The sequence below is a fragment of the Natrinema versiforme genome, assembly GCF_005576615.1.
Taxonomy (GTDB): Archaea; Halobacteriota; Halobacteria; order Halobacteriales; family Natrialbaceae; genus Natrinema; species Natrinema versiforme_A.
The window spans coordinates 1,741,768-1,764,243 of the sequence record NZ_CP040330.1 but is presented as its reverse complement, the minus strand read 5'-3'; the positions used below and the strand labels follow the sequence as shown (position 1 = coordinate 1,764,243).

Sequence of the window (22,476 nt, the reverse complement as noted above, 5' to 3'; positions counted from 1 at the left end):
CCGAATCGAGTCTTTATGCCCGCCCCGCTCGTGTCCTTTCGTATGGACACGGTATCACACCACGGACGGGAGACGGCCTACGACGTCGTCGACCGCGGCGGCGACGGCCCGCCGATCTGCTGTATCCACGGCAGCGGCGGCTCGAGCGATCTGTGGACCGGCCAGCACCCGCTGGCGGACCACCACTCGATCGTCTCGGTCGACCTCAGCGGACACGGGGAGTCGGACGACATCGATGCGAGCGCCGGCTACACGACGCTGTCGGCCTACGCCGACGACGTACTGGCCGTCGCGGAAGCGACCGACGCGGAGATCCTCGTCGGGAACTCCCTCGGCGGTGCCGTCGTCCTGCAGATCCTGCTCGAGCGCGACTTTTCCCCTGAGGCGGCCGTGTTGACGGGAACCGGTGCCCGGCTCGGCGTTCTCGAGGACCTGCTGTCGTGGCTCGAGTCGGACTTCGAGCGGGCGGTCGAGTTCCTGCACGGCCCGGATCGGCTCTTTCACGACCCCGATCCCGAGATCCGAGAGCGCTCGATGGAGCGGATGCACGAGTGCGGACAGGCGGTAACGCGGCGGGACTTCCTGACCTGCCACGAGTTCGACGTCCGCGACCGCGTCGGCGAGATCGATATCCCCGTCCTCGCGGTGTGCGGGGAGTACGATCAGCTGACGCCGCCGTGGTTCCACGAGTATCTGGCCGACGAGATCGACGGGGCCGGACTCGCCGAGATCGAGGACGCGGCCCATCTGGCGATGGTCGAGCAATCGACCGCGTTCAACGGGGCCATCGAAGAATTTCTGGCGACCGTCGGCGAGGATCGCAGCCGGGACTGGTACTGAGGGTCGGATGGCCCCCGTTTCCGGACGATGGTCTCAGTAGATGTCCTCGAGGTCGCGCTCCTCGTGGCTGTGTTCGTCCGCGGGGAACTCGCCGGACTCGACCGCCGACACGTACGCGCCGATCGCGGATTCCATCTCCCCGCGGACGTCGCCGAACTGTTTCGAGAACGAGGGCGTCCACTCGCTGAGTCCGATCGCGTCGTCGACCACGAGCACCTGCCCTTCGCAGTCCGGGCCGGCACCGATCCCGATCGTCGGGATGTCCAGTGCCGCCGTCACGTCGGCCGCGAGGTTCGACGGCACGTGCTCCAAGACGAGCGCGAACGCGCCCGCGTCCTCGTGGGCTTCGGCTAACTCGAGGATCCGCTCGGCGGCCTCCTGATCGGTCCCCTGTCGCGGGTAGCCGCCGTACTGATTGACGTGCTGGGGTGTGAGCCCGAGGTGGGCCATCACCGGAATCCCGAGCTGGACCAATTTTTCCGTCAGATCGATGGTGTGGGGGCCACACTCGAGTTTGACCGCGTGGGCGTCCTCCTCTTTGAGCATCCGTCCGGCGTTCTCGACGCTCGCTCGCTCATCGACGCCGACGGAGAGAAACGGCATGTCGGCGACGACGAGGGCGTCGTCGGTCGCCCGCGCGACCGCGCCGGTGTGGCGAGCCATGTCGTCGACGGTCACCGGGAGCGTGTCCTCGTAGCCCAGACTGGTGTTTCCGAGGCTGTCTCCGACGAGGATGATATCGACGCCGGCCTCATCCACGATCGACGCCGTGGGCGCGTCGTAGGCCGTCAGCATCGTGATCGGTTCCTCGCCCGCCTTCGCTCTGAGATCCCGCACGCTAGGCATACCCACAGGTCGGTCCCCCGTGATTAAACCTCGTTGCTCTCCGGCAATCGTCAGCTCGAGCGCCGCGTGCCCTCCTCAGCGCGCCGACCCGGAGAACCCGGCGCGCTTAAGAGGGGCCGGTCGCCATACTCACGCGTGCCAGAACGCGTCGAGACGAGTTCGCCCGACGGGGTCGACTACGGCTGGGTCATGCAGACCACGTTCGTCGCGACGATCCTCGTCGGCGCGCCGCTCGTCGCCGCGCTGTCGACGACCGCGACCCTCCCCACGTGGGCCGACCGCGTCGAGTTCGCGATCCGGGTCGGGGCCCCGGTCTGGTTAGTCACGTCGATCGTGATCTTCGCCTACGCGAAACGAAACCAGACGTAGCCGACTCGGCTGCTCGAGGCCCGACCGAACGTCGACCGACTGCAACGAATTCAAACGCCCGACGGTCCCTCGCCGACGTACTCGAAGTCGACGCCAGCCCGTTCTGCCGTCTGCTGATCGCGCGCGGAGTCACCGATAAACAGCGCTCGCTCGGGTTCGGCCCCGAGTTCGCTTACCGTCGCGAGCAACGGTTCCGGATCCGGCTTCCACGTCCCGACCGAATCCCGGCCGACGACGACGTCGACCGCCGCCGTCAGCGCGTGTTCCTCGAGCGCGATCCGACACGCCCGCTCGCAGTTCAGCGAGCAGACGCCGGTCGGCAGCGACTGCTTGAGGAGGTCGTCGGCGCGGGCGAGCCGGTCGGCGGTCCGCGCGCCGTCGTGTTCGTGGGCGGCGATCGCGGCTTCCACGTCTTCGGCTAGCCCCGCGTTGGCGGCGGCCTCGAGCATGTCCCAGAGCCCGTCGCTGGGCGGGTCGACGGCCGCGCTGTCGTACACCTCGCGGACGTCGACGGCGACGGCGTTCCAGTCGACGTCGAGATCGACGAGGGTCCCGTCGAGATCGTAGACGACGGCGTCGTACTCGGTCACGGCTGCCGATACGGGCGGGGGCAGAATATGAACTTCGGTCACGGCACTCGCTCATGATGTATCGACCGGTCGAGTCGAGCAGTGGTCAGTCCTCGAGCCGAGCGACAGTCATCGAACCGCTGTCGCTCACTCTCAATCCAGCAGTTCCCGGGCGATCACCGTCTTCTGGATCTCCGTCGTCCCCTCGTAGATCTCGGTGATCTTGGCGTCGCGGTAGAGCCGCTCGACCTCGCCCTCGGTGACGTAGCCGTAGCCGCCGTGGATCTGTACCGCTTCGTTGGTCACGAACATCGCCGCCTCGCTCGCGAAGTACTTCGCCATGCTCGCCTCGAGCGCCGCGCCCCCGGCCGCCCGCTTTTGGGCTGCGTCGCGGGTCAGTAGTCGCGCGGCGCGGGTCCGTGTCGCCATCTCCGCGAGTTTGTGCTGGATCGTCTGGATGTCCGCGATCGGGCCGCCGAACTGGTCGCGCTCCTGACTGTAGGCCATCGCTTCCTCGAGCGCGCGTCGTGCGAGCCCGACGGACTGGGCGGCGATGGCGATTCGGCCGCCGGTGAGGATGTGGAACGCGGCCGAGAGTCCGTTTCCTTCCTCGGTGAGCCGGTTTTCGGCCGGAATCCGTACGCCGTCGAAGGTCAGACTCGTGGTGTCGCTCGCGCGCAGGCCGAGTTTGTCCTCTTTCTCGCCGACGGTCAGGCCGTCAGCGTCGCCGGGGACCAGAAACTGCGTGACCGAGTCCGGATCGTCCCGGTCGGTCTTCGCGAAGAGAACGTAGACGCCGGCGCGCTCGCCGTTCGTGATCCACTGCTTCTCGCCGTCGATGACGTATTCGTCGCCCTCTCGAGAAGCCTCGGCTTCTCGAGGGTCAGCCGAGGTTTCCTCGGCGGAGTCGCGTCGCGCCTCCGTCGACATCTCCGCCGGGTTCGATCCCGCGTGGGGCTCCGAGAGCGCGAAGGCACCGACCGGCCGCCCCGCGGCCATTTCGGGGAGCCAGCGCTCCCGTTGGTCCTCGCTTCCGAACTCCGCGATACAGGACGTGGCAAGCGAGTGGACTGACAGCGCCGTCGCCACGGCTAACATCCCGTAGGCCACCTCCTCGTTGACCACGGCGGCCGTCACCGGGTCCGCGTCATAGCCGCCGTAGTCCTCGGGGACCGTCAACCCGGTCAGATCGAGGTCGGCGAGTCCGTCCCAGACATCCTCCGGGAACCGCTGGTCCCTGTCGGCCTCCAGCGCGGTCGGCTCGATCTCCTCGCGCGCGAACTCCCGGACGACATCGCGGACCGCCGCCTGTTCCTCGGTGAGTTCCATGGCGGCCATTCGACGGCCGTGGCAAAAATCTCCGTGTCGGATTCGGTATCGGTCTCAAACGCAGACTCGGCTCAGGCTTGCGTGGGGAACTCAGAGTCCCTCGAGATCGAGCGCCCGAAGTTCGTCACGCAGTTCCGCCGCGCCTTCGTCGTCTTTGAGTCGGAGCGGGCTCCGCAGCGGGCCGGCGTCGAAGCCCCGTATCCGGAGCGCGGTCTTGACGCCGGACATGTACGCGCCGCCGGCCTTGAACGCGTCCCGAACCCGGAAGATCTCGCTTTGCAGTTCTTGCGCGCGGTCCTCGTCGCCCGCGTCGTAGGCCTCGTAACAGTCGACGACGAGTTCCGGGAACGCGTTCGCGACGGCGCTGACCGCGCCCGAACAGCCGACCTCGAGCCCGGTGAAGATCAGCGAATCCGACCCCGCGAGGAAGGTCAGATCGGGGTGGGCGTCGATCCCCTGTGCGAGCCACGGCACGTCCTTGCTCGAGTCCTTGACGCCGGCGATGGTGTCGATCTCGGCGAGTTCGGCGAGGGTATCCAGCGAGAGTTCGTTCCCGGTCTTGCTCGGGATGTGGTAGACATAGACCGGCAGGTCGACGGCCTCGGCGACCCGGCGATAGTGCTCGAGGGCACCCTCACGATCCAGCGGGTAGTAGTAGGGCGTGACGACGACGATACCGTCCGCGCCGACGGACTCGGCGTGCTCGGCGTGGCCGACGGTCTGGTGGGTACTCGGCGCGCCGACGCCGGCGATGACCGGCACCTCGCCGCCGACCTCGTCGACGACCGCGTCGACGACCCGGTCGCGTTCCTCGCCCGACAGCAGCGGGAACTCGCCGTTGGTTCCGAGCGGGAAGACGCCGTGCGCCCCGCGGTCGACGACGAACCGGGCGTGTGCGGCGGTCGTCTCGTAATCGACGGACTCGTCCTCCTGAAAGGCGGTGACTGTCGGCGGAACGATGCCGTGAAGCGACAACGGATCGGCCGCACCGGGGTCGTGATTCGCCATGAACGCCCCTCCGCCGGGCACGGTCAAAAAACGTCCGTCGTCGGCCCACCGTTAGCCTGCCTCGGTCGGGCAGTTGGCCGGAGCCGATCGTCACACGCGGTACTCGGACCGGGTCCGGATCAGTCGGGGTCAGATCGGGGTCGGAGTCAGGGCCGAACCGGTCGTCGGATCAGTCTGGCGTCGCCATCTCGCCCGTCGGCTCGTCTAACTGTTCGCCCGCGAGTACGCGGTTCGCCCGGCGGAGCCGCTCGGAGAGGGCCTGATGGGAGATATTGAGTTCGTTCGCGAGTTCCTCGAGCGAGATCTCGCGGGGAACGTCGTAATAGCCCTGTCGATAGGCCTCGGCGATGGCCTCCTGTTGGGGTTCGGTCAGTGCCGCCGTCGTCTCGAGGTCCTCGTCCTGCCCGGCCTCGACCATGCGCTTGACGTCGATCCGGACGCCGCGCTCTTCGATGTCCGAGACGGCGCTCGAAAGCTCCTCGCGGTGGGGGAAGAGCAGTCGGAGCGTCCACTGGCCGTCCGACACGTGGGCGTCGAGCACCGTCCCGCCGTGTCGGTAGACGCAACAACAGACCGAGCCGACTTCGTCGGTGTACTCGAGCCGGTAGAACAGCTCGCCGTCCTCGGTGTTCTCGAGCAACTGGCGGTGCTCGGCGACGGTCGGATCTCCCTCGAGAACCGGCTCGAGGTCGTCGCGGTCGACGTTCGAAAACCAGACGAGCGGGACCGTTCGGGACGGCCCCTCCGCGACGACGCTTTCGACGCGGACCTCGAGGGCCGGTAGTTGCTGGAAGGTCTCTGCGAGTGCGAACTCGGTCGTCGAAAGCGAAAGTTCTGCGATCGTCGTCATTGGTATCACCTCGTAGCGCTGGCTCGAGTCCGATCCGCGACCGATACAGCCGTGGGAGTGCCGGGACTCGATCGGTATCATAAGTATCCAGCCGATCCGCTCGGTCTCGTCGCGAATGGGCCGCCACAGCGACCGTGAGGCCGCCGCTGACGACCCCGCTCGCTCGGATCGTGCTGATAGAAGGGAAGACTCGAATACGCTTGATGAGCGGGCCTTTGTGTTCCGGCCGTTTAAGTGAGCACGTCACCCCTGGCGACGATCAGAATCCCGTGGCGGAACGGCGATTCAGACGGTCACACTCGGCGTCGTCGGCTCACCCGAGGCGGGCTAACCGATTGAGCGCGTACACCGTCCGGAGCACGTCCACGCTTTTCCCCCGATCGAAGACGAGTTCGTCCGTCTCGAGGACGTGCTCTAAGGTGTCCTGTGAGGCGTGTTCCGGGGCCGCTGCGATCCCGGCGTCGGTGTCGGCGACCCACTCCATGACGCGCAGATCGCTCTTGGAGTCGCCCATCACGAGCGCGAACGGGTCGTCGACCCCCAGCACGTCGAGCGCGCGTTCGACGCCGACGACCTTGTTCAGTTCGAGGCTGCCGATCTCGGCCGCGTCGGCCTCGTAGTAGGCGACATCGATTCGCTCGAGGACCGCCGCGAGTCGCTCGGGTACCCCATTGGTATCGATGTCGGGATACGCGCCTTCGCCCTCGAGGACGGCCCTGATTTCCGGGTCCTGTGCGGCGTAGAACGCGCGGGTCCAGTCGACGACCGTCTCGCCGTCCAGTTCCGCGCCGCCGTTGCCGTTGCTGCCGTCGCCGTCGAGCGTCGTCCCGACGGCGTCCGCGAGCAGATCGATGAGATAGACCAGTGCCTCGTCGATGACCTCGCGAGCGTCCGCGGAGCCGGTCTCGTAGTTGGGCTTCATCGTGACGTTGAACTCGTTGCCCTGCAGGTGACAGCCCCGGCGGAGTTCCTCGGGCGCTTCGGGGAGCACGCGCGAGCGCACGTCGTCGAAGACGGTCCGGATCGACTCCTCTAAGTCCTCGTAGAGCAACTGCTTCGTCTCCGCGCCGTGGCCCGGCGTGAACACGCCGGTTCCCGCCTCGTAGACGATCGAGAGGTCCCCCGAGTGGACGATCTCGCTGCCCAGCCCCTGAATCGCGAACCCCTTGACGTTCTCTAGGGTCTGGCCCGTACAGATGACGATCGGGACCCCGGCGTCGTAGAACTCGGTCAGGAGGTGCAGCGTCTCCCGGGGAATCTCGTTGTCGGTTCCGCCGGCCGAGCGCAGCGTCTCGTCGACGTCGAGCACGAGCACGTTCACCGCGCGGCCGTACTTCGCCTCGAGGTCGAGCGCGGTAAAGGCCTGATCGCGGGTCGCCCGTGCGGCGACCTCTGCGAACGTCTCGCCGGCCGCAAAGGCCGATCGGATCTCGTCCTTTCGCTCCTCGAGTTCCTCGGTCGCCCCCTGCCAGTGCTCCAAGGCGACCCGCGAATCGACGGCCGGGAAGATGTCGACGAACTCCTGGTACTCCCGCAGCGTCTTCGTGTCGTACTCGTCGTAGAGCCGATAGACGAGATCGTATCGTTCCATGTCAGATACAGACAGGGGAAGCCGGATAATCGTTTTCAGTATCGGTCGTCCGACGACGCCGGCGGGCACGGGGCTGTCGAACGGCGGCCCGAATCGCACAGCTATTTACTCGAGTGGGAATAAATATTTAACATCACGGTTCCTACCGGGTGCGTATGAAAGCCATCGCAGTCGCGCCCGGGGCGGGTGTCCCCGAAGTCGTCGAGCGGCCTGTTCCCGAACCATCTCCCGGCGAGGCGCTCGTTCGGATCTGTCGCGTGGGCGTCGACGGGACCGATTACGAGGTCATCGAGGGGTCCCACGGCGGGGTCCCCGACGGCGACGACCGGCTGGTTCTCGGCCACGAGGCCGTCGGCATCGTCGAGGATGCAAATGGGACCGATCTCGAGGAGGGCCAGTACGTCGTGCCGACGGTTCGACGGCCCCCCGCCGGCGTCGAGACCAACGCGTACTTCGAGCGCGGCGAACCCGACATGGCACCCGACGGCGAGTACGTCGAACGCGGGATCGTCGGTGCTCACGGCTTCATGGCGGAGTACATCACGAGTCCGGCTGCGGATCTCGTCCCGATTCCCGCCGACTTAGCCGAGTGGGGATTTCTCGTCGAGCCGATCAGCATCACCGAGAAAGCGATCGAACACGCTCGCGCGACGCGCTCGGCGTTCGACTGGCAGCCCGAGTCCGTCCTCGTCCTCGGCACCGGTTCGCTGGGGCTGTTGACCGCCGCGATGTTCACCGAGACGCTGGGCTACGAACGGGTCTACTGCCTGGGCCGGTCGGACCGGCCGGACCCGACGATCGACATCGTCGAGCAACTCGGCGCGACGTACATCGATTCCCGCGAAACGCCGGTCTCCGAGATCGCGACCGCCTACGAATCGATGGACATCGTTTACGAGGCGACCGGCTACGCGAAACACGCCTTCGAGTCGATCGACGCGCTCGCCCCCAACGGCGTCGCGGCGCTGCTCGGCGTCCCCGGCGACTGGGAGTTCGAGGTCGACGGCGGCCGTCTCCACCGCGAACTCGTGCTCCACAACAAGTCCCTCGTCGGCAGCGTCAACTCGAATCGCGGCCACTTCGAGGCGGCCATCGACACCCTCGCCGGACTCCCCGACTGGGTGCTCGAGGGGATCGTCTCCGGCGTCTACAGCCTCGAGTCGGTCGAGCGAGCGTTCCCGGAAGCGACCGCACGCGTCCCGGCGGGCGGCCGCGGGGCGGCAGGAACCGTGGATGACGACACGACTATAAAAACGGCGGTCGAATTCGAAGGCATATGAAAAACGTCGACGACCTGATCGAGAGTGCGGCCGAGCTCGCGGCCCGGGGCCTCTCGAAGGGCGAGATCGCAGACGAGTTGAACGTTTCTCGAGAGACCGCGAGCTGGCTCGTCGAGCGCAGCAGCACGAGCGCGCAGCCGACCGACCAACCGACGCAGCGACCGGACAACGGCGGGAGTAGCCCGCAGGACATCCACGTCGACTGGTCCGCGATCGGCCGGGACAGCAAGCGGATGAGCCACATCGCGTCCGCGATGGCAGACATGCTCGCCAAACACGGCGACGACGTCGACCTGACGATCGGAATCGAGAAGGCCGGCGGCCCCATCGCCACCCTCGTCGCCCGCGAACTCGAGACCGACCTCGGGACCTACACCCCCGCGAAACACCAGTGGGAGGAGGGCGATATCGACGAACTCGGCGGCACGTTCTCGCGGAACTTCGCCGGCATCCGCGACCGCGAGTGCTACATCGTCGACGACACCGTCACCAGCGGGACCACCATGCGCGAGACGATCGAAGCGATTCGCGCCGAGGGCGGGAAACCGCTCGCTTGCGTCGTCCTCGCGGACAAGCAGGGCCTCGAGGAACTCGAGGGCGTCCCCGTCTACTCGCTGTTGCAGGTCATCAGCGTCGGAAAGGACGAGTGACGACTGATCGCCTGCCGCCAGAACGTGCTGGCTGAAGGCTGAAAGCGCTGGTTGTCAGTTATTCGCTCGAGCGGCCGTCTTCCGGCTCGATGGCCCGCTATCGTCCGGTCAGTTGCCGTTCAAACGCCCGTACCAGAAACAGTATACCTGTCTGTGAGAAATCACGTGTACGCTCCCGACTATGACCGATACCGACCGGACGACAGTGTTGCGGCGGCGATTTCTGGAAACGACGGGTGCGATCGGCTCGCTCGCAGTCGCGGGCTGTTCGCAACTGGACTCGAGCGACGACTCGAATCCGACGCAGGAAAACGAGCGGGACGGTACGGAGACGGGTGACGACCCTTCGCCCGCCGTTTCGGTTCGCGAAGACGTCACGTACGCGGTTCGGGATGCGGGCGAGATGAAACTGGACCTGTACGTTCCGGAACGGACAGAGACCGACGGCGAGCCACCGCTCGTCGTCTACGTCCACGGCGGCGGGTGGGTCTTCGGGACGCGGAAGAACGCCCCGGATCTCGAGCGATACGCCGCCGAGTGGGGCTGTGCGATGGCGAGCGTGAGTTATCGCTTAGCGGTGGTTCCGGACGACGCCGACTTCCCGACCGACGGCATCGCGGACAATCCGACCCCGAGAGGCGTCTTCCCGGACCAGATCGTCGACGTGAAGGCCGCGATCAGGTGGCTCCGCGCGAACGCCGACGAGTACGGATTCGATCCGGACAGCGTGGCGGCGTGGGGCGCATCGGCCGGGGGCCATCTGGCGGCCCTCGCCGGCACCCTCGAGGACATCGAGTCTCTCCCCGGAGATGCCTATCCCGACACCGCAGTCGCGAAAGATGTCGCCCCTGACCAGTCGGGTGCCGTACAGGCGGTCGTCGACTGGTACGGCATCAGTGATATCCTCGAACTCCCGAGCCAACCGGGCGGGCTCGAGTCGTTCCTTTTGGGCGGCGACGTCTCGGAGAATCAGGACAAGGCCAGACGGGCGAGTCCGACGACCTACGTCGATCCGGAGACGCCGCCGTTTCTCGTCATGCACGGCCGCGAGGACCAGGTCGTTTCGATCCAGCAGAGCCGGCTGCTGCTCGAGTCGCTGCAGACGGCCGGCGTCGGTGTGACGATGTACGAACTCCACGAGCTGGGCCACGTCTTCGACGCGGAGTCGGAACGGACGGCGATGGCACAGCTCACGGCGGAGCCGCGTCCCGCACAGACGGTGACCGCGACCGCCCACCTCGAGTCCGGTGGCGAGACGGACGACCTGTTCGGGAGCGTCCCGCCGGCGGGCCCGGACGCGATCGACCGGTTCCTCGAGCGGGCGATCGCGTGAGGCCGTCGTCCGCCCCGCTGCGATCGATGGAGAAGCGGACACGTCACTAGATCTCCGGTCGCAACTGGGTCCGGGCGACTGGGCGGCGAGATTGCGGTAAAAAAGCCGAAGTGGTCGAAGTCGGCGCCGAGCGGCGTCGGCGAGCGGAACTTAGCCGTGAATGCCCATCGCTTCGATCTGTTCCTGATACCGGTTCCGGATCGTCACCTCGGTCACCTGTGCGACATCGGCGACCTCTCGCTGGGTCTTCTTCTCGTTACAGAGCAGCGACGCGGCGTAGATCGCGGCCGCGGCGTAGCCCGTCGGTGACTTGCCCGAGAGGAGCCCTTCCTCGGCCGTCTTCTCGATGATCTCGTTGGCCTTGGTCTGGACCTCTTCGGAGAGTTCGAGTTCGGAACAGAAACGAGGGACGTACTTTTTCGGGTCGACGGGTCGCATCTCGAGGCCGAGTTCCTGCGAGATGTATCGATACGTGCGACCGATCTCTTTGCGTTCGACGCGGGAGACTTCCGAGATTTCCTCGAGGCTTCGCGGAATCCCTTCCTTTCGACAGGCGGCGTACAGCGCGGATGTCGCGACGCCCTCGATCGAGCGGCCGCGAATGAGGTCTTCCTTGAGCGCGCGGCGGTAGATGACCGACGCGACCTCGCGGACCGAGCGCGGGACACCGAGCGCGGAGGCCATCCGGTCGATTTCGCTGAGTGCGAACTGCAGGTTCCGTTCGCCGGCGTCTTTGGTGCGGATTCGCTCCTGCCACTTGCGCAGTCGGTGCATCTGACTGCGCTTTTTCGAAGAAATCGAGCGTCCGTAGGCGTCCTTGTCCTTCCAGTCGATCGTCGTCGTCAGTCCCTTGTCGTGCATCGTCTGCGTCGTCGGCGCGCCGACGCGGGACTTCTCCTGTCGTTCCTGGTGGTTGAACGCCCGCCACTCCGGGCCAGGATCGATTTGTTCTTCCTCCACGACGAGCCCACAGTCTTCACAGATGAGCTCACCCCGGTCGGAGTCCTTAACGAGATTATCCGATTCACACTCGGGGCAGGCACGTACCCCTTCCTGATCCTCGGTCTCGTCCGTCTCGCGCGTTCGCTCCCGCTGGCGGGTGGACCGTGTCATCGCACTTTTATAGTAGTATCACCACACTATATAAATTTTGGGCGGCGGTTTTGCACCACCGAGAGGTATCCGCCGAAAACAGCGAGTACAAGAGTTGAAGGTCGAGGTTTACGATTCGGTACCGGAAAGTCTTTATACGGATATGGCCGATCACGGAGACGAATGCCGGTTATCGAGTGCGACGTCGAGACGGCTCGCGAACGGCTCGAGGCGGCGGACGTCACCGTCGACTCGGGAAACACTGACCACGAACGCTGGCGAGCGAGCCGCGGCGGCGCAACCGCCGTCGCCTACGACGACAAGGTCGTGATTCAGGGCTCGGACCCGCGGGAGATCGAGGCGCTGCTCCGCGAGGACGGCGGGCGCGCACACGTCTACTTCGACGGCGGCTCTCGCGGGAACCCCGGCCCGGCCGCGATCGGCTGGGTGATCGTCACCGGCGACGGGATCGTCGCCGAGGACGGCGAGACGATCGGGACGGCGACGAACAATCAGGCCGAGTACGAGGCGCTGATCGCCGGTCTCGAGGCCGCTCGCGACTACGGCTACGACGAGGTCCACGTCCGCGGCGACTCCGAACTCATCGTCAAGCAGGTCCGCGGCGAGTACGACACCAACAACCCCGAACTCCGCGAGAAGCGTGTGACCGTCCACGAAATCCTGCAGGCGTTCGACGAGTGGACACTCGAGTACGTCCCGCGAGAGGTCAACGACCGCGCGGACGGCCTCGTCAACGAGGCGCTGGATCAGGCCTAGGGTCGCTCAGACGGAGTCCCGCTGACTCATTCCGGACTGAACGACTGCGGTGCGGGGGCGTGCGCTGTGGCCGGCCGAGCGAGGGCGATTCCCGCCACTCCGAGAGCAGAACACGCGTCTTCAACACCGTTTTCTGCGAATTCGGCCGTTCCGTTTCCTAGTTCACTCGCCAGTCGATCGACCAAATCGGGGTAGAACCAGCCCTCGAGCGAATTCCTGACGCGGAATCGGATCGGCAAGGGCAAAACCGCTCGAGTGCATACGAGTTCCCATGACCGATCCGAACGCGGTAGACGCCGACGCTGACGGCGGTGAATCCAGTGACGTGACGCGACCGTCAGACACCCCTGAGGCGTCCGGCAGCGAGGCCGCTGACGCCGAGACGGACACCGAGAGTGCGGACCTCTCGCGAGGAATCGTCGACGAGGTCGAACGGCTGACTCGACTCGAGCGCAGCGCAGTGGACGAAAACGAAGTCGAGGCCTACGAAGACCGGCGCGACGACCTGCTCGACGAACACGACTTCACGGCCCGCATCCGCGACGACGACGGCGACGATGCGCTCGTACTCCATCCCGCGGAGTGGCACGACGAGGAAAACGGCGTCATCAGGACCGAGCGGATCGACGACATCGACCGCGCGGTCGAAATCCCGCTCGAGGGGACGGCCGATCCGGACGATTGGGAGGCTGTCGACGACCACAACCGGGACCTCGTCGCAGCGGTCAGGGAGGCCCACGGCGATGTCCACGGCGATAACGCCGCCATGCTCGCCGATTTCGCGGGCAATCACTACGCGAAGCCGATCGAATCGCTAACGAGCGAGGAACTCGCGGAGTTCGGCACTGACTACGCGGTTCGGAACGCCTGGCCGTCGGCAAAACAACAGGAAGTGATCGCGGAGTCGATCGAACACGTCTTCGAGACCGCTGGTGAGCCGGTCCCGGAGATCCGGTTCTAGTAGCTGTTGTCGACGATCTCGCTGATCTCATCGGCGCGGTCGTCACTGGTGACGACCTTCGAGAGGGTCCACTGGATGCCGTCGAGGACGGCGTCGTAGCCGTCGTCGGTCAGCGAGTACTGGTTGGTTCGCTTGTCGAGTTCGCTCTTCTCGACCAGTCCGAGATCGACGAGTTCGTCGAGGTTGGGGTAGAGTCGACCGTGATTGACTTCGGTCCCGTAGTAGTCCTCGAGTTCTCGCTTGATCGCCAGGCCGTACATCGGCTCCTTGGCGAGGATAACGAGGATATTGTTCTGGAAGGCTGTGAGTTCGCGTGCAATACTCTGTTCGCCGGTGATTGATTGTGCCTCTGACATACGTATGCAAATGTTACCAGACTATTTAAGACTTGTCAACTATCCCTTCGTATCAGTCGGTCGGACAGGCCGATACCGACCGCTACACCGCCGGACACCGGTGTACGTGCCCGATTCGTGTCTGTCGGTTATCTGGCAACCGTCGCATAGATAGTGACACTCGATTACGAAAGTACTTTTTGATCGACGGTGGATGCTCCGGTACATGGTCAACCTCTGGGAAGACCTCGAGACCGGACCGAATCCGCCAGAAGAGATCTACGCCGTCGTGGAGTGTCTCAAGGGCGAGCGAAACAAGTACGAGTACGACAAGGACGTCCCCGGCGTCGTGCTGGACCGCGTGCTCCACAGCAACGTCCACTATCCGAGCGACTATGGCTTCATCCCGCAGTCCTATTACGACGACGAGGACCCCTTCGACGTGCTCGTCCTCGTCGAGGACCAGACATTCCCCGGCTGCGTGATCGAAGCCCGTCCCGTCGCCCTGATGAAGATGGACGACGACGGCGAGCAGGACGACAAGGTCATCGCCGTTCCGAGCGAGGACCCGCGCTACGATCACATCGAGGACCTCGAGGACATCCCCCAGCAGGAACTCGACGAGATCGACGAATTCTTCTCGAGCTACAAGAACCTCGAAGAGGGCAAGGAAGTCGAGACGCAGGGCTGGGAGGACAAGCAGGCGGCCTACGACGCGATCGAGCACGCACAGGAGCTCTACGACGAGAACTTCTAGAGCCGATCGACGGCAATACGGTCACCGACGGACCCATCGCGTCTGCGGTGGGCTTTTCTCGCGGTCGCCGGCGACTCGAGTGGATTCCCGAGAGTTATCCGCGCCCGTCCGGGACATGCATTATGAGCATGGGTAATTTTATCCCCGAGACGGCCATAGTCGTTCCCGTATGGTAGCACCCGATCCGTCCCCGCGACCGTCATCGTCGGCCGACGACGCAGCCGAATCCGCCGCCGGCATGGCCCACCCCACGGTCGTCCCGGCCAACTTCGACCCCGAGAACTCGGGCGACCGCGACGATTAACTGTCCGCGTCCGCAGACCGTCGGAGAATCCAGTGATCGCCGTTCGTCACTCAGTTCACCGATACTGTAATAAAACATATACCATTGTAGCGCCAGCCGGATGGTAACTTGACGCACGGAGTGTCAGCCGTTCGCAAAACACTATCTCGAAACGAACCTTCTTGTATGCGGTCGAACTACGTCCGTCCATGGGTCTGTTCGATCGATTGCGGGGCGACGGCGACCCCCGGGTCGCATTTATCGGGGTCGACGGCGTACCGTATAGTCTCCTATCGGAGAACGAGGAACTGTTCCCGAACTTCGCTGCGATCGCCGACGACGGGACCGCCGCGGAAATCTCGAGCATCGTCCCGCCGGAGTCCAGCGCCTGCTGGCCGTCGCTGACGACCGGCATGAACCCCGGCGAGACGGGCGTCTACGGCTTCCAGGACCGAGAGGTCGGCACGTACGACACCTACGTCCCGATGGGCCGGGACGTCCAGGCCGACCGCGTCTGGGACCGCGTACAGGAGGACGGCCGCAAGGCCACCGTGATGAACGTCCCCGTCACGTTCCCGCCCCAGCGCGACGTCCAGCGGATGGTCTCGGGCTTCCTCTCGCCCGGCCTCGACAAGGCCGCCTACCCCGACGACGTGCGCGACTACCTCGAGACGCTCGATTACCGGATCGACGTCAATCCGAAACTCGGCCATCAGGAGGACAAATCCGAGTTCATCGAGGACGCCCACGCCACGATCGACGCCCAGTACGAGGCCTTCCAGCACTACATCGAGGAGGACGACTGGGACCTCTTCTTCGGCGTCTTCATGACCACCGACCGGGTCAACCACTTCCTGTTCAAAGACTACGAGCGCGACGGCGAGAACAAGGACGCGTTCATCGAGTTCTACCAGAAGGTCGACGACTACATCGGCCGTCTGCGCGAGTCGCTGCCCGACGACGTCACAATGATCGTCGCCTCCGACCACGGCTTTACCAGCCTCGACTACGAGGTCCACTTCAACGAGTGGCTCCGAGAGGAGGGCTGGCTCTCGTTCGGCACCGACGATCCCGAGGAACTGAACGACATCGCCGACGACACCACGGCCTACTCGTTCATCCCCGGCCGCTTCTACATCAACCTCGAGGGCCGCGAACCCCGCGGCTCCGTCCCCGAGGAGGAGTACGACGCAGTTCGAGACGAACTCAAAGCCGATCTCGAGGCCCTCGAGGGGCCGAACGGCAACAAGGTCGTCGAACGTGTCGTCGAGAAGGAGGAAGCCTTCCGCGGCGACCACGACGACATCGCGCCGGATCTGGTCGCGATCCCGAACAACGGCTTCGACCTGAAGTCCGGCTTCAAGGCCGACTCCGAAATCTTCACCAGCGGGCCGCGAAACGGGATGCACAGCTTCGACAACACGTCGCTGTACATCGACCACCCCGAGGCGACGATCGACGATGCCGACCTGTTCGACATCACGCCGACGATCCTCGACTTGATGGACGTCGACTACAGCCGCGGCGATTTCGACGGCGCGAGCCTCGTCTAAGCGGCGGTCTCGAGCGGCGGTAGGTATTTCTCCGCAGGCAGTTTCGTGCGGATATGAACGACGCCCTGATCGTCGGGAGCAGCCTCGCCGTCGCAATCCTGCTCGGCGGCATCACCGGCACACTCACCGAGAGCGCGGCCGTGCTCGGGATAACGGCGGCCGGAATCGCGATCTATCTGGCCGTCGGCATCGGCCTCCCGCAGTACCTGTTTGCACGCCGGAGCGGGTCGCCACTCCAGTTCGGACTGGCCGTCCTCGCGGTCGGCGCTGCGGCGAGTGTCGTGGTCGCCGGCGTCGCGACGGGCACGCTACACGACGAGTCGGGGCCCGGCTTCGTCGCGATTCTGCTCGTCGCCGTCCTCGGTAATGCCGTCGGTGCCGGCGTCCGCGCGTTCCGGTCCGGCTATCGCTCTGCGTCGTAACCGATCCGCATCGCAACGGAGACTGGACCACACGAATGCGATCCGTGACGCCGCGCCGGCGCGCAACGACCGCGATTCGATCCCGTTTTCCGCCCGGCAACGAACCGCCGTCCATGGACGAAGTCATTCATGCTCGCGGCCACGAGAACGTCAGCGCCGAGCACGCGAGCACCTTCGAAGTGACGACCGATGACTACCTCACTCCCGCGGGCGACTGCATCCTCGCGATCGAGGCCGACCGCACCCCCGCCGATTTCGACCCCGAGTTCGTCGCAGCCTGTCGGGACGAAACGGCGACGATCTCCGTCACCATCGAGGCCGACGGCTACACGGAGACCGTCGAGGGACGCGGTGACCCCGACCTCGAGTTCGAAAACGAGCGCAGCGCGGTCGGGCGCACGAGCGACTACGTCGACGACCGGACGATCGTCGTTGGTGCCGAGTTCGCGGCCGAAGGGTTCGACCGCGATCTCGTCGACGCGCTGGCCGACGGGGCCGAAGCGACGGTGACGATTTCCGTCGAGTGATTCCGTAGCCGGGGACGGCCGCGGGCTCGAGGCCCGGGTTCCGCCGCGGTTTTGACCCCGCGGCCCCTACGCGGCGATATGAGCGACGATCCGGAGCCCGCGGTCAACATCAGCGGCGGGGCGACCGGCGGCGGCGTCGCGGCCGAGTTCGATCCCGCCACCGCGGACACCCGCGCGGAAGAAGTCGTCGACCGACTCGGAGAGCTGTTCTGGCAGAAACAGTACGGCGGCCGGGACGCCTTCACCTGTCTCGTCCGAACGATCCTGAGCCAGAACACCAGCGACAAGGCGAGCCAGCCGGCCCACGACGCGCTGGTCGAGCGGTACGACGGCCCCGATATCGACCTTGCCGAATCGCTCGCGAGCGCCGAGCAATCGACGCTCGCCGAGACGATCAGCGGCGCGGGGCTGTACAACCAGAAGTCGGAGACGCTCATCGACACCGCCGAGTGGGTCCTCGCGGAGTTCGGTTCGGCCGCCGCGTTCGACGCCTTCGTCAAAGACGAGGAGCCGTCGGTCGTCCGCGAGACGCTGCTCTCCGTCCGGGGCATCGGTCCGAAGACCGCCGACTGCGTCTTACTCTTCGCGGGCGGTCGCGGCGGCGTGTTCCCCGTCGACACTCACGTCCACCGGATCTACCGCCGCATGGGGATCGCGCCGCCGGACGCGGACCACGAGGCCGTTCGGGCCGTCCTCGAGCGCGACGTGCCCGCCGAAAAGTGCGGGTTCGGTCACACGGCGACCATCCAGTTCGGCCGCGAGTACTGCAGGGCGCACAAGCCCGCCTGTCTCGAGGACCCGGACGCCTGTCCGATGGCCGATATCTGCGATCAGGTCGGAGTCTATCCCGCGACGGACGAGGTCGTCGATCCCGCTGCCGCTCCCGAGGGCGAGTGACTGCTCGAGGCGGCCAGCGAACGCGGTACTGGCCGTAATTTTACGAGGTGTGACTGTCGCCGACTGGAATTCCGGCTCGCAGGATGCGAATAGAAGAGCGGTTCCGCTACTGCTCCGCGAGCCACTCTAACGCGTCCGCTTCGCTTCCGAACGTCCGGTATTCGAAGTCGGGATCGATCGCGTTCAAACTCGATTCGATGCGTCCCATATCCAGACTCGAGATCGCGGAGTCCGCGTACACGCCGGCCCCTGCCCTGACGCCGTGGTCGATCAGGTTCGGCAGCCAGGTCTCGCCGAGCCACTGCTTGTCCTCCTCTTTGTGCGCCATGAACTCCTCGGTGTTGACGACGTACCGTTCGACGCCCGCCGCTTCGATGACTGCCTCCCATCTGCGGGCGACGGCCCGTAGCTGTTCCCCCGAGAGGTATTCGTTGTACGTGAAAATCGGCACGCCGAGCCGCTCGTCTCGTTCGATCGTGTACTCCTCGGTCTCTTCTACTATTGTCGCGGTCATGTAATACAGCGTTTCTATACGCTGTGTTTAACTGTTCGGACTACTATCAGATGTGAGACGCTCGTCGCCCGTGCGGAGACTCCCGATATCGAAATCAGTGTCGACACGAACGATCCGGAGAGGGCGAGCAAACTCTACAGCAGCGGTACGGGTTCCGTCCGCGTGTAGCCGAGAGTCGCCGACCGCCTGACGATGCTCTCCTTCTTTCACGAGGACGCGATGACGCTTCGAGGAGATCCGTCACACTCGAACACGGGTCGCGGAACTCGACGGTCGGTCGCTAGCCTTATCCAACCGTTCTCGATACATTGAAATAATGGTCGACTTCACGGCCGCCGAACGGGACGCGGTGTACAAAACGATATACGCTCGGCGCGACATCCGGCAGTTTCGCGACGAGCCGATTCCGGACGACGTTCTCGAGCGAGTCATTGCGGCCGCCCACCACGCGCCGAGCGTCGGCTTCTCGCAGCCGTGGGACTTCGTTGTTGTCAGGGACGAGGGGACGAAAGCCGATATCGCCTCGATCGCGGAGCGAGCGATCGCGGCCGCCCGCGAGGGCTACGAGGAGCCGAAGCGGGCCGCGTTCGCCGACCTGAAACTCGAAGGGATCCGCGAGTCGCCGGTCAACGTCTGCGTGACCTGCGATCCGACGCGGGACGCGCCCCACGTGCTGGGACGGAGTTCGATGAAGCGAACCGACGTGTACTCGACGTGTCTGGCCGTCCAGAACCTCTGGTTGGCCGCTCGAGCGGAGGGCGTCGGCGTCGGGTGGGTGAGCGTTCTTTACCCGTACGAAGTACAGGAGATATTGGGCATTCCGCCCCACGTCAAGCCGGTTGCGTACCTCTGTCTGGGGTATCCGGCGGACGGTTTCCCTGACGAACCGGTCTTGCAACAGGAGGGCTGGCGTGACCGGCTCGATGCGGACGCCCTCGTCCACGAGGAGCGGTGGAACCCGGACCGTACGCCCGTGGCCGATCGCGACCCGACGGCGGAGTCGGCGGAGTCGTCGTGATCGGCGACCGACTGCGACCGCGACGGGTTCAGCGCGTGGTCTCGGGGGCGAAACGGACGCCGGATGCACGGAGAGTAGACAGACATGCGAGTGGTTCACAACGAGGCGTTCGTTCGCTCGTGCGGCCGAGCCGATCCGAGTCGCTGCTCGAGGAGACTGACCGCTGATTCGACGCTGTTACCCTCGATACGGCATGGGTTTCCGTTCCATTATTTCGGACGGAAAGTCGAATCGCGGAGGAGATCGATCCAGCTGCAGTCGGGATCTTCGAATCACTATGCACGATTCGTGATACGTTTTCCTGACTTCACAACGGTTATATGTCGGTATCGGGGTACACCCGGGGTACCAATGCCTGCAGGCCCAGATCGGGATGCAGAGACGAGCGGGTGCGAGTCGAAGTCACCGTCGCCGAGCGAGCGAGCGCGCAACGCCGTCTCGCGCCGACGGCTGTTGTCGGCGACGGCGGCCGGCTCGGCGACCGCCCTCGCCGGTTGTACCGAACTGCTCTCCAGCGGGAGCGACGATCCGCTGCGCGTCAGCGTCTGGAGTGGAAACTACGCCGATCGATTCGAAGAGTCGGTCGTCTCGAGATACGAGGACGAGTTCGACGCGGAGATCCAACTCGAGCCGGGGTGGAACAACATCCTCAGCGACATTCAGACCGCGCCGGACGACGACCCGCCGTACGACGTGACGATCACGGAAGGGAACTTCTACTACTACGGCCGACAGGACGATCTCTTCCACGAGATCAGGACGGAGAACGTTCCCAACTTCGACGAGGTCATCGACTACTACGCGGAGTTCCGGAACACGGAGTACGGAATGCCGGTCGACGGTGCCCCCTGTACCATCATCCACCGCGAGGGGATGGATTTCGAGCCGGACTCCTGGGCCGACCTCTCCGCTCCGGCCGTCGAAGACAGCAACGGAATCGGCGTCGATACCGGCTTCTGGTGGTACCCGATGTACGCCGCCGCCGTCGGCATGGACGACCGGGAACTCGGCGAAGAGATGCACGACGCGGCCCTCCACGACGATGTCCTCGAGACCGTCCGCGAGTGGCCCGTCGAGAGCTGGGCGAGCTCCGGCGAGGACGTCTGGCAGGCGTTCCAGAACGACGTCATCGACGTCGCCCAGTGGTACTACGAGCAGACGGAATACGACATCGACGACTACGACGGCCTGACTCACACCATGCCGGAGCAGACGACCGGCTACCTGAACCACTGGTGTGTCGTTGAGGGCACCGACAAGCGCGATCAGGCCGAGGAGTTTATCAACTTCCTTATGGATTCCGAGGTCCAGACGGCGTGGTCCGAGGAGATGCCCACGCTGTTCTGTAACGAGAACACCGAGTACGCCGGAGATCTGGCCGACGACCTGCCGAGCAACAGCGAGGAGGCACGGAACATCGCCTTCCCGGACTGGGAGTTCCTCGCGGAGCACAGCGGCGACCTCTCCGACGACTTTACCCAGATGCAGTCGAACGCCTAACGGGTCGCCACCGCCACAACATTCATGTCTGAAATCACGCTTGCCGGACTCGAGAAACGGTACGGAGACACGCTCGCCGTCGAGGATGTCTCGGTGACGATCGACGACGGCGAACTACTGTGCCTGCTCGGGCCCAGCGGCAGCGGTAAGTCCACGACGCTGCGGATGCTCGCCGGCCTCGAGACGCCGACCGACGGCGAAATACGCATCGGCGACGAGGACGTGACCGACCGTCCCGCCTACGAACGCACCACCGCGACGGTGTTCCAGGACTGGGCGCTGTTCCCCCACAAGACGGTCCTCGAGAACGTCGCATTCGGGCTGAAGATGCAGGGCATCGGGAAAGACGAGCGCCGCGAGCAGGCCCGCGAGATGCTCGAACGCGTCCGGATGGCCGAGTACGCCGACGACGACCCAATGAACCTGAGCGGCGGGCAGAAACAGCGCGTCGCGCTCGCACGGTCGCTCGCCGTCAACCCCGACGTGTTGTTGCTCGACGAGCCGCTGTCGAACCTCGACAAGCGGCTCAGCGAGGACATGCAGATCGAACTCCGCGAGATCCACGAGGAACTCGAGGAGACGTTCGTCCACGTCACGCACGACCAGGACGAGGCCTTTACCCTCGCCGATCGGATCGGCATCATGGCCGACGGGAACCTCGTGCAGGTCGGCGAGCCGAACGAGGTCTACGAGAACCCGAAGAACCGGTTTATCGAGGGCTTCCTCGGCGATACGAACTTCGTCGCCGGCGAAGTCGGGCAGACGACGGCGGAATCGGTCCGCGTCGAAACCGAACTGGGTCGTGCGGTCGTCCTCCCGACGACGGACGACGGAGATGCGGACGCGCTCGCCGATGGCGATTCGGTGGATCTGTCACTTCGTCCCGAAGTACTCTCGATCGAGCCGGCGGACTCGGGTGCGTCCGACGGCCCAGAGGCACAGCCCGTTCGCACCGACGGGAGTACGAGGAACGCCGTCGTCGGCACGGTCGAGAACGTCCTCTATCGAGGCTCGACGGTTCGCTACTCCGTCGCAGTCGACGGCACCTCGGTGTTCGTCGAACGAACCGTCGCCGACTCCGGCGCGTTCGACGCCGGCGACGAGATCCGGATTAGCTGGGACGGCGCGGACGTCCTCGCGTTCCGCGACGACGGCTCGAGGGTCGACCTGTAACG

Annotated in this window: 25 protein-coding genes; 16 read left to right on the top strand and 9 right to left on the bottom strand. The window is 65.2% G+C overall.

Annotated elements, in window-relative coordinates; genetic code table 11:
* The first annotated feature begins 42 nt into the window (after window positions 1-42).
* A complete protein-coding gene (locus FEJ81_RS08550) occupies window positions 43-840 on the top strand; it encodes an alpha/beta fold hydrolase (protein ID WP_138244893.1) in 798 nt (265 codons plus the stop codon).
* 33 nt (window positions 841-873) lie between these two features.
* On the opposite strand, the gene panB is transcribed toward FEJ81_RS08550, so the two are convergent.
* Window positions 874-1,686, bottom strand: coding sequence for a 3-methyl-2-oxobutanoate hydroxymethyltransferase (panB, locus tag FEJ81_RS08545; RefSeq protein WP_138244892.1), 813 nt, complete (start codon window positions 1,684-1,686; stop codon window positions 874-876).
* Between the two features lie 135 nt (window positions 1,687-1,821).
* On the opposite strand from panB, the gene FEJ81_RS08540 reads away from it, so the two are divergent.
* Window positions 1,822-2,055 (top strand): DUF5822 domain-containing protein, encoded by a 234-nt coding sequence (locus FEJ81_RS08540; RefSeq protein WP_138244891.1) that lies wholly within the window; start codon window positions 1,822-1,824, stop codon window positions 2,053-2,055.
* Between the two features lie 50 nt (window positions 2,056-2,105).
* Here FEJ81_RS08540 and FEJ81_RS08535 read toward each other — a convergent pair whose 3' ends face one another.
* From FEJ81_RS08535 to FEJ81_RS08515, 5 genes are all read right to left on the bottom strand, one after another.
* Window positions 2,106-2,645, bottom strand: a complete 540-nt coding sequence (locus FEJ81_RS08535) for an HAD family hydrolase (protein WP_138244890.1) — start codon at window positions 2,643-2,645, stop codon at window positions 2,106-2,108.
* A 132-nt stretch (window positions 2,646-2,777) separates the two neighbouring features.
* Window positions 2,778-3,953, bottom strand: coding sequence for an acyl-CoA dehydrogenase family protein (locus FEJ81_RS08530; protein ID WP_138244889.1), 1,176 nt, complete (start codon window positions 3,951-3,953; stop codon window positions 2,778-2,780).
* A 90-nt stretch (window positions 3,954-4,043) separates the two neighbouring features.
* Window positions 4,044-4,961, bottom strand: a complete 918-nt coding sequence (locus tag FEJ81_RS08525) for a dihydrodipicolinate synthase family protein (RefSeq protein WP_138244888.1) — start codon at window positions 4,959-4,961, stop codon at window positions 4,044-4,046.
* A gap of 169 nt (window positions 4,962-5,130) precedes the next feature.
* A complete protein-coding gene (locus FEJ81_RS08520; RefSeq protein WP_138244887.1) occupies window positions 5,131-5,811 on the bottom strand; it encodes a helix-turn-helix domain-containing protein in 681 nt (226 codons plus the stop codon).
* A 313-nt stretch (window positions 5,812-6,124) separates the two neighbouring features.
* Window positions 6,125-7,402, bottom strand: coding sequence for an HAD family hydrolase (locus FEJ81_RS08515; RefSeq protein WP_138244886.1), 1,278 nt, complete (start codon window positions 7,400-7,402; stop codon window positions 6,125-6,127).
* Between the two features lie 155 nt (window positions 7,403-7,557).
* Here FEJ81_RS08515 and FEJ81_RS08510 point away from each other — a divergent pair, with 155 nt between their 5' ends.
* The 3 genes from FEJ81_RS08510 to FEJ81_RS08500 all read left to right on the top strand — a co-directional run bounded on the left by FEJ81_RS08510 (window position 7,558) and on the right by FEJ81_RS08500 (window position 10,665).
* Entirely contained in the window at window positions 7,558-8,682 is a 1,125-nt protein-coding gene (locus tag FEJ81_RS08510) for a glucose 1-dehydrogenase (protein ID WP_138244885.1), read from the top strand.
* Window positions 8,679-9,332 (top strand): transcriptional regulator GfcR, encoded by a 654-nt coding sequence (gene gfcR, locus FEJ81_RS08505; RefSeq protein WP_138244884.1) that lies wholly within the window; start codon window positions 8,679-8,681, stop codon window positions 9,330-9,332. Before FEJ81_RS08510 ends, gfcR begins: the two co-directional genes overlap by 4 nt.
* Window positions 9,333-9,513: 181 nt before the next feature.
* Window positions 9,514-10,665 carry an alpha/beta hydrolase gene (locus FEJ81_RS08500; RefSeq protein WP_138244883.1) on the top strand — a complete coding sequence of 384 codons (1,152 nt, stop codon included), beginning with the start codon at window positions 9,514-9,516 and terminating at the stop codon, window positions 10,663-10,665.
* Between the two features lie 150 nt (window positions 10,666-10,815).
* Here FEJ81_RS08500 and FEJ81_RS08495 read toward each other — a convergent pair whose 3' ends face one another.
* Entirely contained in the window at window positions 10,816-11,778 is a 963-nt protein-coding gene (locus FEJ81_RS08495; RefSeq protein WP_006184711.1) for a transcription initiation factor IIB, read from the bottom strand.
* A gap of 162 nt (window positions 11,779-11,940) precedes the next feature.
* On the opposite strand from FEJ81_RS08495, the gene rnhA reads away from it, so the two are divergent.
* Complete coding sequence (gene rnhA / locus FEJ81_RS08490; RefSeq protein ID WP_138244882.1) at window positions 11,941-12,534, top strand: ribonuclease HI; 594 nt, start codon at window positions 11,941-11,943, stop codon at window positions 12,532-12,534.
* Between the two features lie 271 nt (window positions 12,535-12,805).
* Window positions 12,806-13,495, top strand: coding sequence for a DUF7108 family protein (locus FEJ81_RS08485; RefSeq protein WP_138244881.1), 690 nt, complete (start codon window positions 12,806-12,808; stop codon window positions 13,493-13,495).
* On the opposite strand, the gene FEJ81_RS08480 is transcribed toward FEJ81_RS08485, so the two are convergent.
* On the bottom strand, window positions 13,492-13,851 hold the full coding sequence (locus FEJ81_RS08480) for a PadR family transcriptional regulator (RefSeq protein ID WP_138244880.1): 360 nt from the start codon (window positions 13,849-13,851) through the stop codon (window positions 13,492-13,494). The two genes, FEJ81_RS08485 and FEJ81_RS08480, sit on opposite strands and share 4 nt — an antisense overlap.
* Before the next feature lie 205 nt (window positions 13,852-14,056).
* Here FEJ81_RS08480 and FEJ81_RS08475 point away from each other — a divergent pair, with 205 nt between their 5' ends.
* From FEJ81_RS08475 to FEJ81_RS08455, 6 genes are all read left to right on the top strand, one after another.
* The gene (locus FEJ81_RS08475) at window positions 14,057-14,587 is read left to right on the top strand and encodes an inorganic diphosphatase (protein WP_138244879.1); all 531 of its coding nucleotides are present in this window, start codon (window positions 14,057-14,059) and stop codon (window positions 14,585-14,587) included.
* Window positions 14,588-14,756: 169 nt separating this feature from the next.
* Window positions 14,757-14,891, top strand: coding sequence for a hypothetical protein (locus FEJ81_RS24155; protein WP_267877936.1), 135 nt, complete (start codon window positions 14,757-14,759; stop codon window positions 14,889-14,891).
* Window positions 14,892-15,079: 188 nt separating this feature from the next.
* Window positions 15,080-16,423 carry an alkaline phosphatase family protein gene (locus FEJ81_RS08470; protein WP_138244878.1) on the top strand — a complete coding sequence of 448 codons (1,344 nt, stop codon included), beginning with the start codon at window positions 15,080-15,082 and terminating at the stop codon, window positions 16,421-16,423.
* A 53-nt stretch (window positions 16,424-16,476) separates the two neighbouring features.
* Window positions 16,477-16,845, top strand: a complete 369-nt coding sequence (locus FEJ81_RS08465; RefSeq protein ID WP_138244877.1) for a hypothetical protein — start codon at window positions 16,477-16,479, stop codon at window positions 16,843-16,845.
* Window positions 16,846-16,958: 113 nt separating this feature from the next.
* Complete coding sequence (locus FEJ81_RS08460) at window positions 16,959-17,372, top strand: DUF371 domain-containing protein (RefSeq protein ID WP_138244876.1); 414 nt, start codon at window positions 16,959-16,961, stop codon at window positions 17,370-17,372.
* A 78-nt stretch (window positions 17,373-17,450) separates the two neighbouring features.
* Window positions 17,451-18,269: an endonuclease III domain-containing protein gene (locus FEJ81_RS08455; protein WP_138244875.1), complete on the top strand. Its 819-nt coding sequence runs from the start codon at window positions 17,451-17,453 to the stop codon at window positions 18,267-18,269.
* A 106-nt stretch (window positions 18,270-18,375) separates the two neighbouring features.
* On the opposite strand, the gene FEJ81_RS08450 is transcribed toward FEJ81_RS08455, so the two are convergent.
* A complete protein-coding gene (locus tag FEJ81_RS08450; RefSeq protein WP_138244874.1) occupies window positions 18,376-18,783 on the bottom strand; it encodes a hypothetical protein in 408 nt (135 codons plus the stop codon).
* A gap of 316 nt (window positions 18,784-19,099) precedes the next feature.
* Between FEJ81_RS08450 and bluB the strand changes: the two genes are divergently transcribed.
* The 3 genes from bluB to FEJ81_RS08435 all read left to right on the top strand — a co-directional run bounded on the left by bluB (window position 19,100) and on the right by FEJ81_RS08435 (window position 22,474).
* Complete coding sequence (gene bluB, locus FEJ81_RS08445; RefSeq protein ID WP_138244873.1) at window positions 19,100-19,801, top strand: 5,6-dimethylbenzimidazole synthase; 702 nt, start codon at window positions 19,100-19,102, stop codon at window positions 19,799-19,801.
* A 351-nt stretch (window positions 19,802-20,152) separates the two neighbouring features.
* A complete protein-coding gene (locus tag FEJ81_RS08440) occupies window positions 20,153-21,301 on the top strand; it encodes an ABC transporter substrate-binding protein (protein WP_138244872.1) in 1,149 nt (382 codons plus the stop codon).
* 24 nt (window positions 21,302-21,325) lie between these two features.
* Entirely contained in the window at window positions 21,326-22,474 is a 1,149-nt protein-coding gene (locus FEJ81_RS08435) for an ABC transporter ATP-binding protein (RefSeq protein ID WP_138244871.1), read from the top strand.
* The last annotated feature ends 2 nt before the right edge of the window (window positions 22,475-22,476 follow it).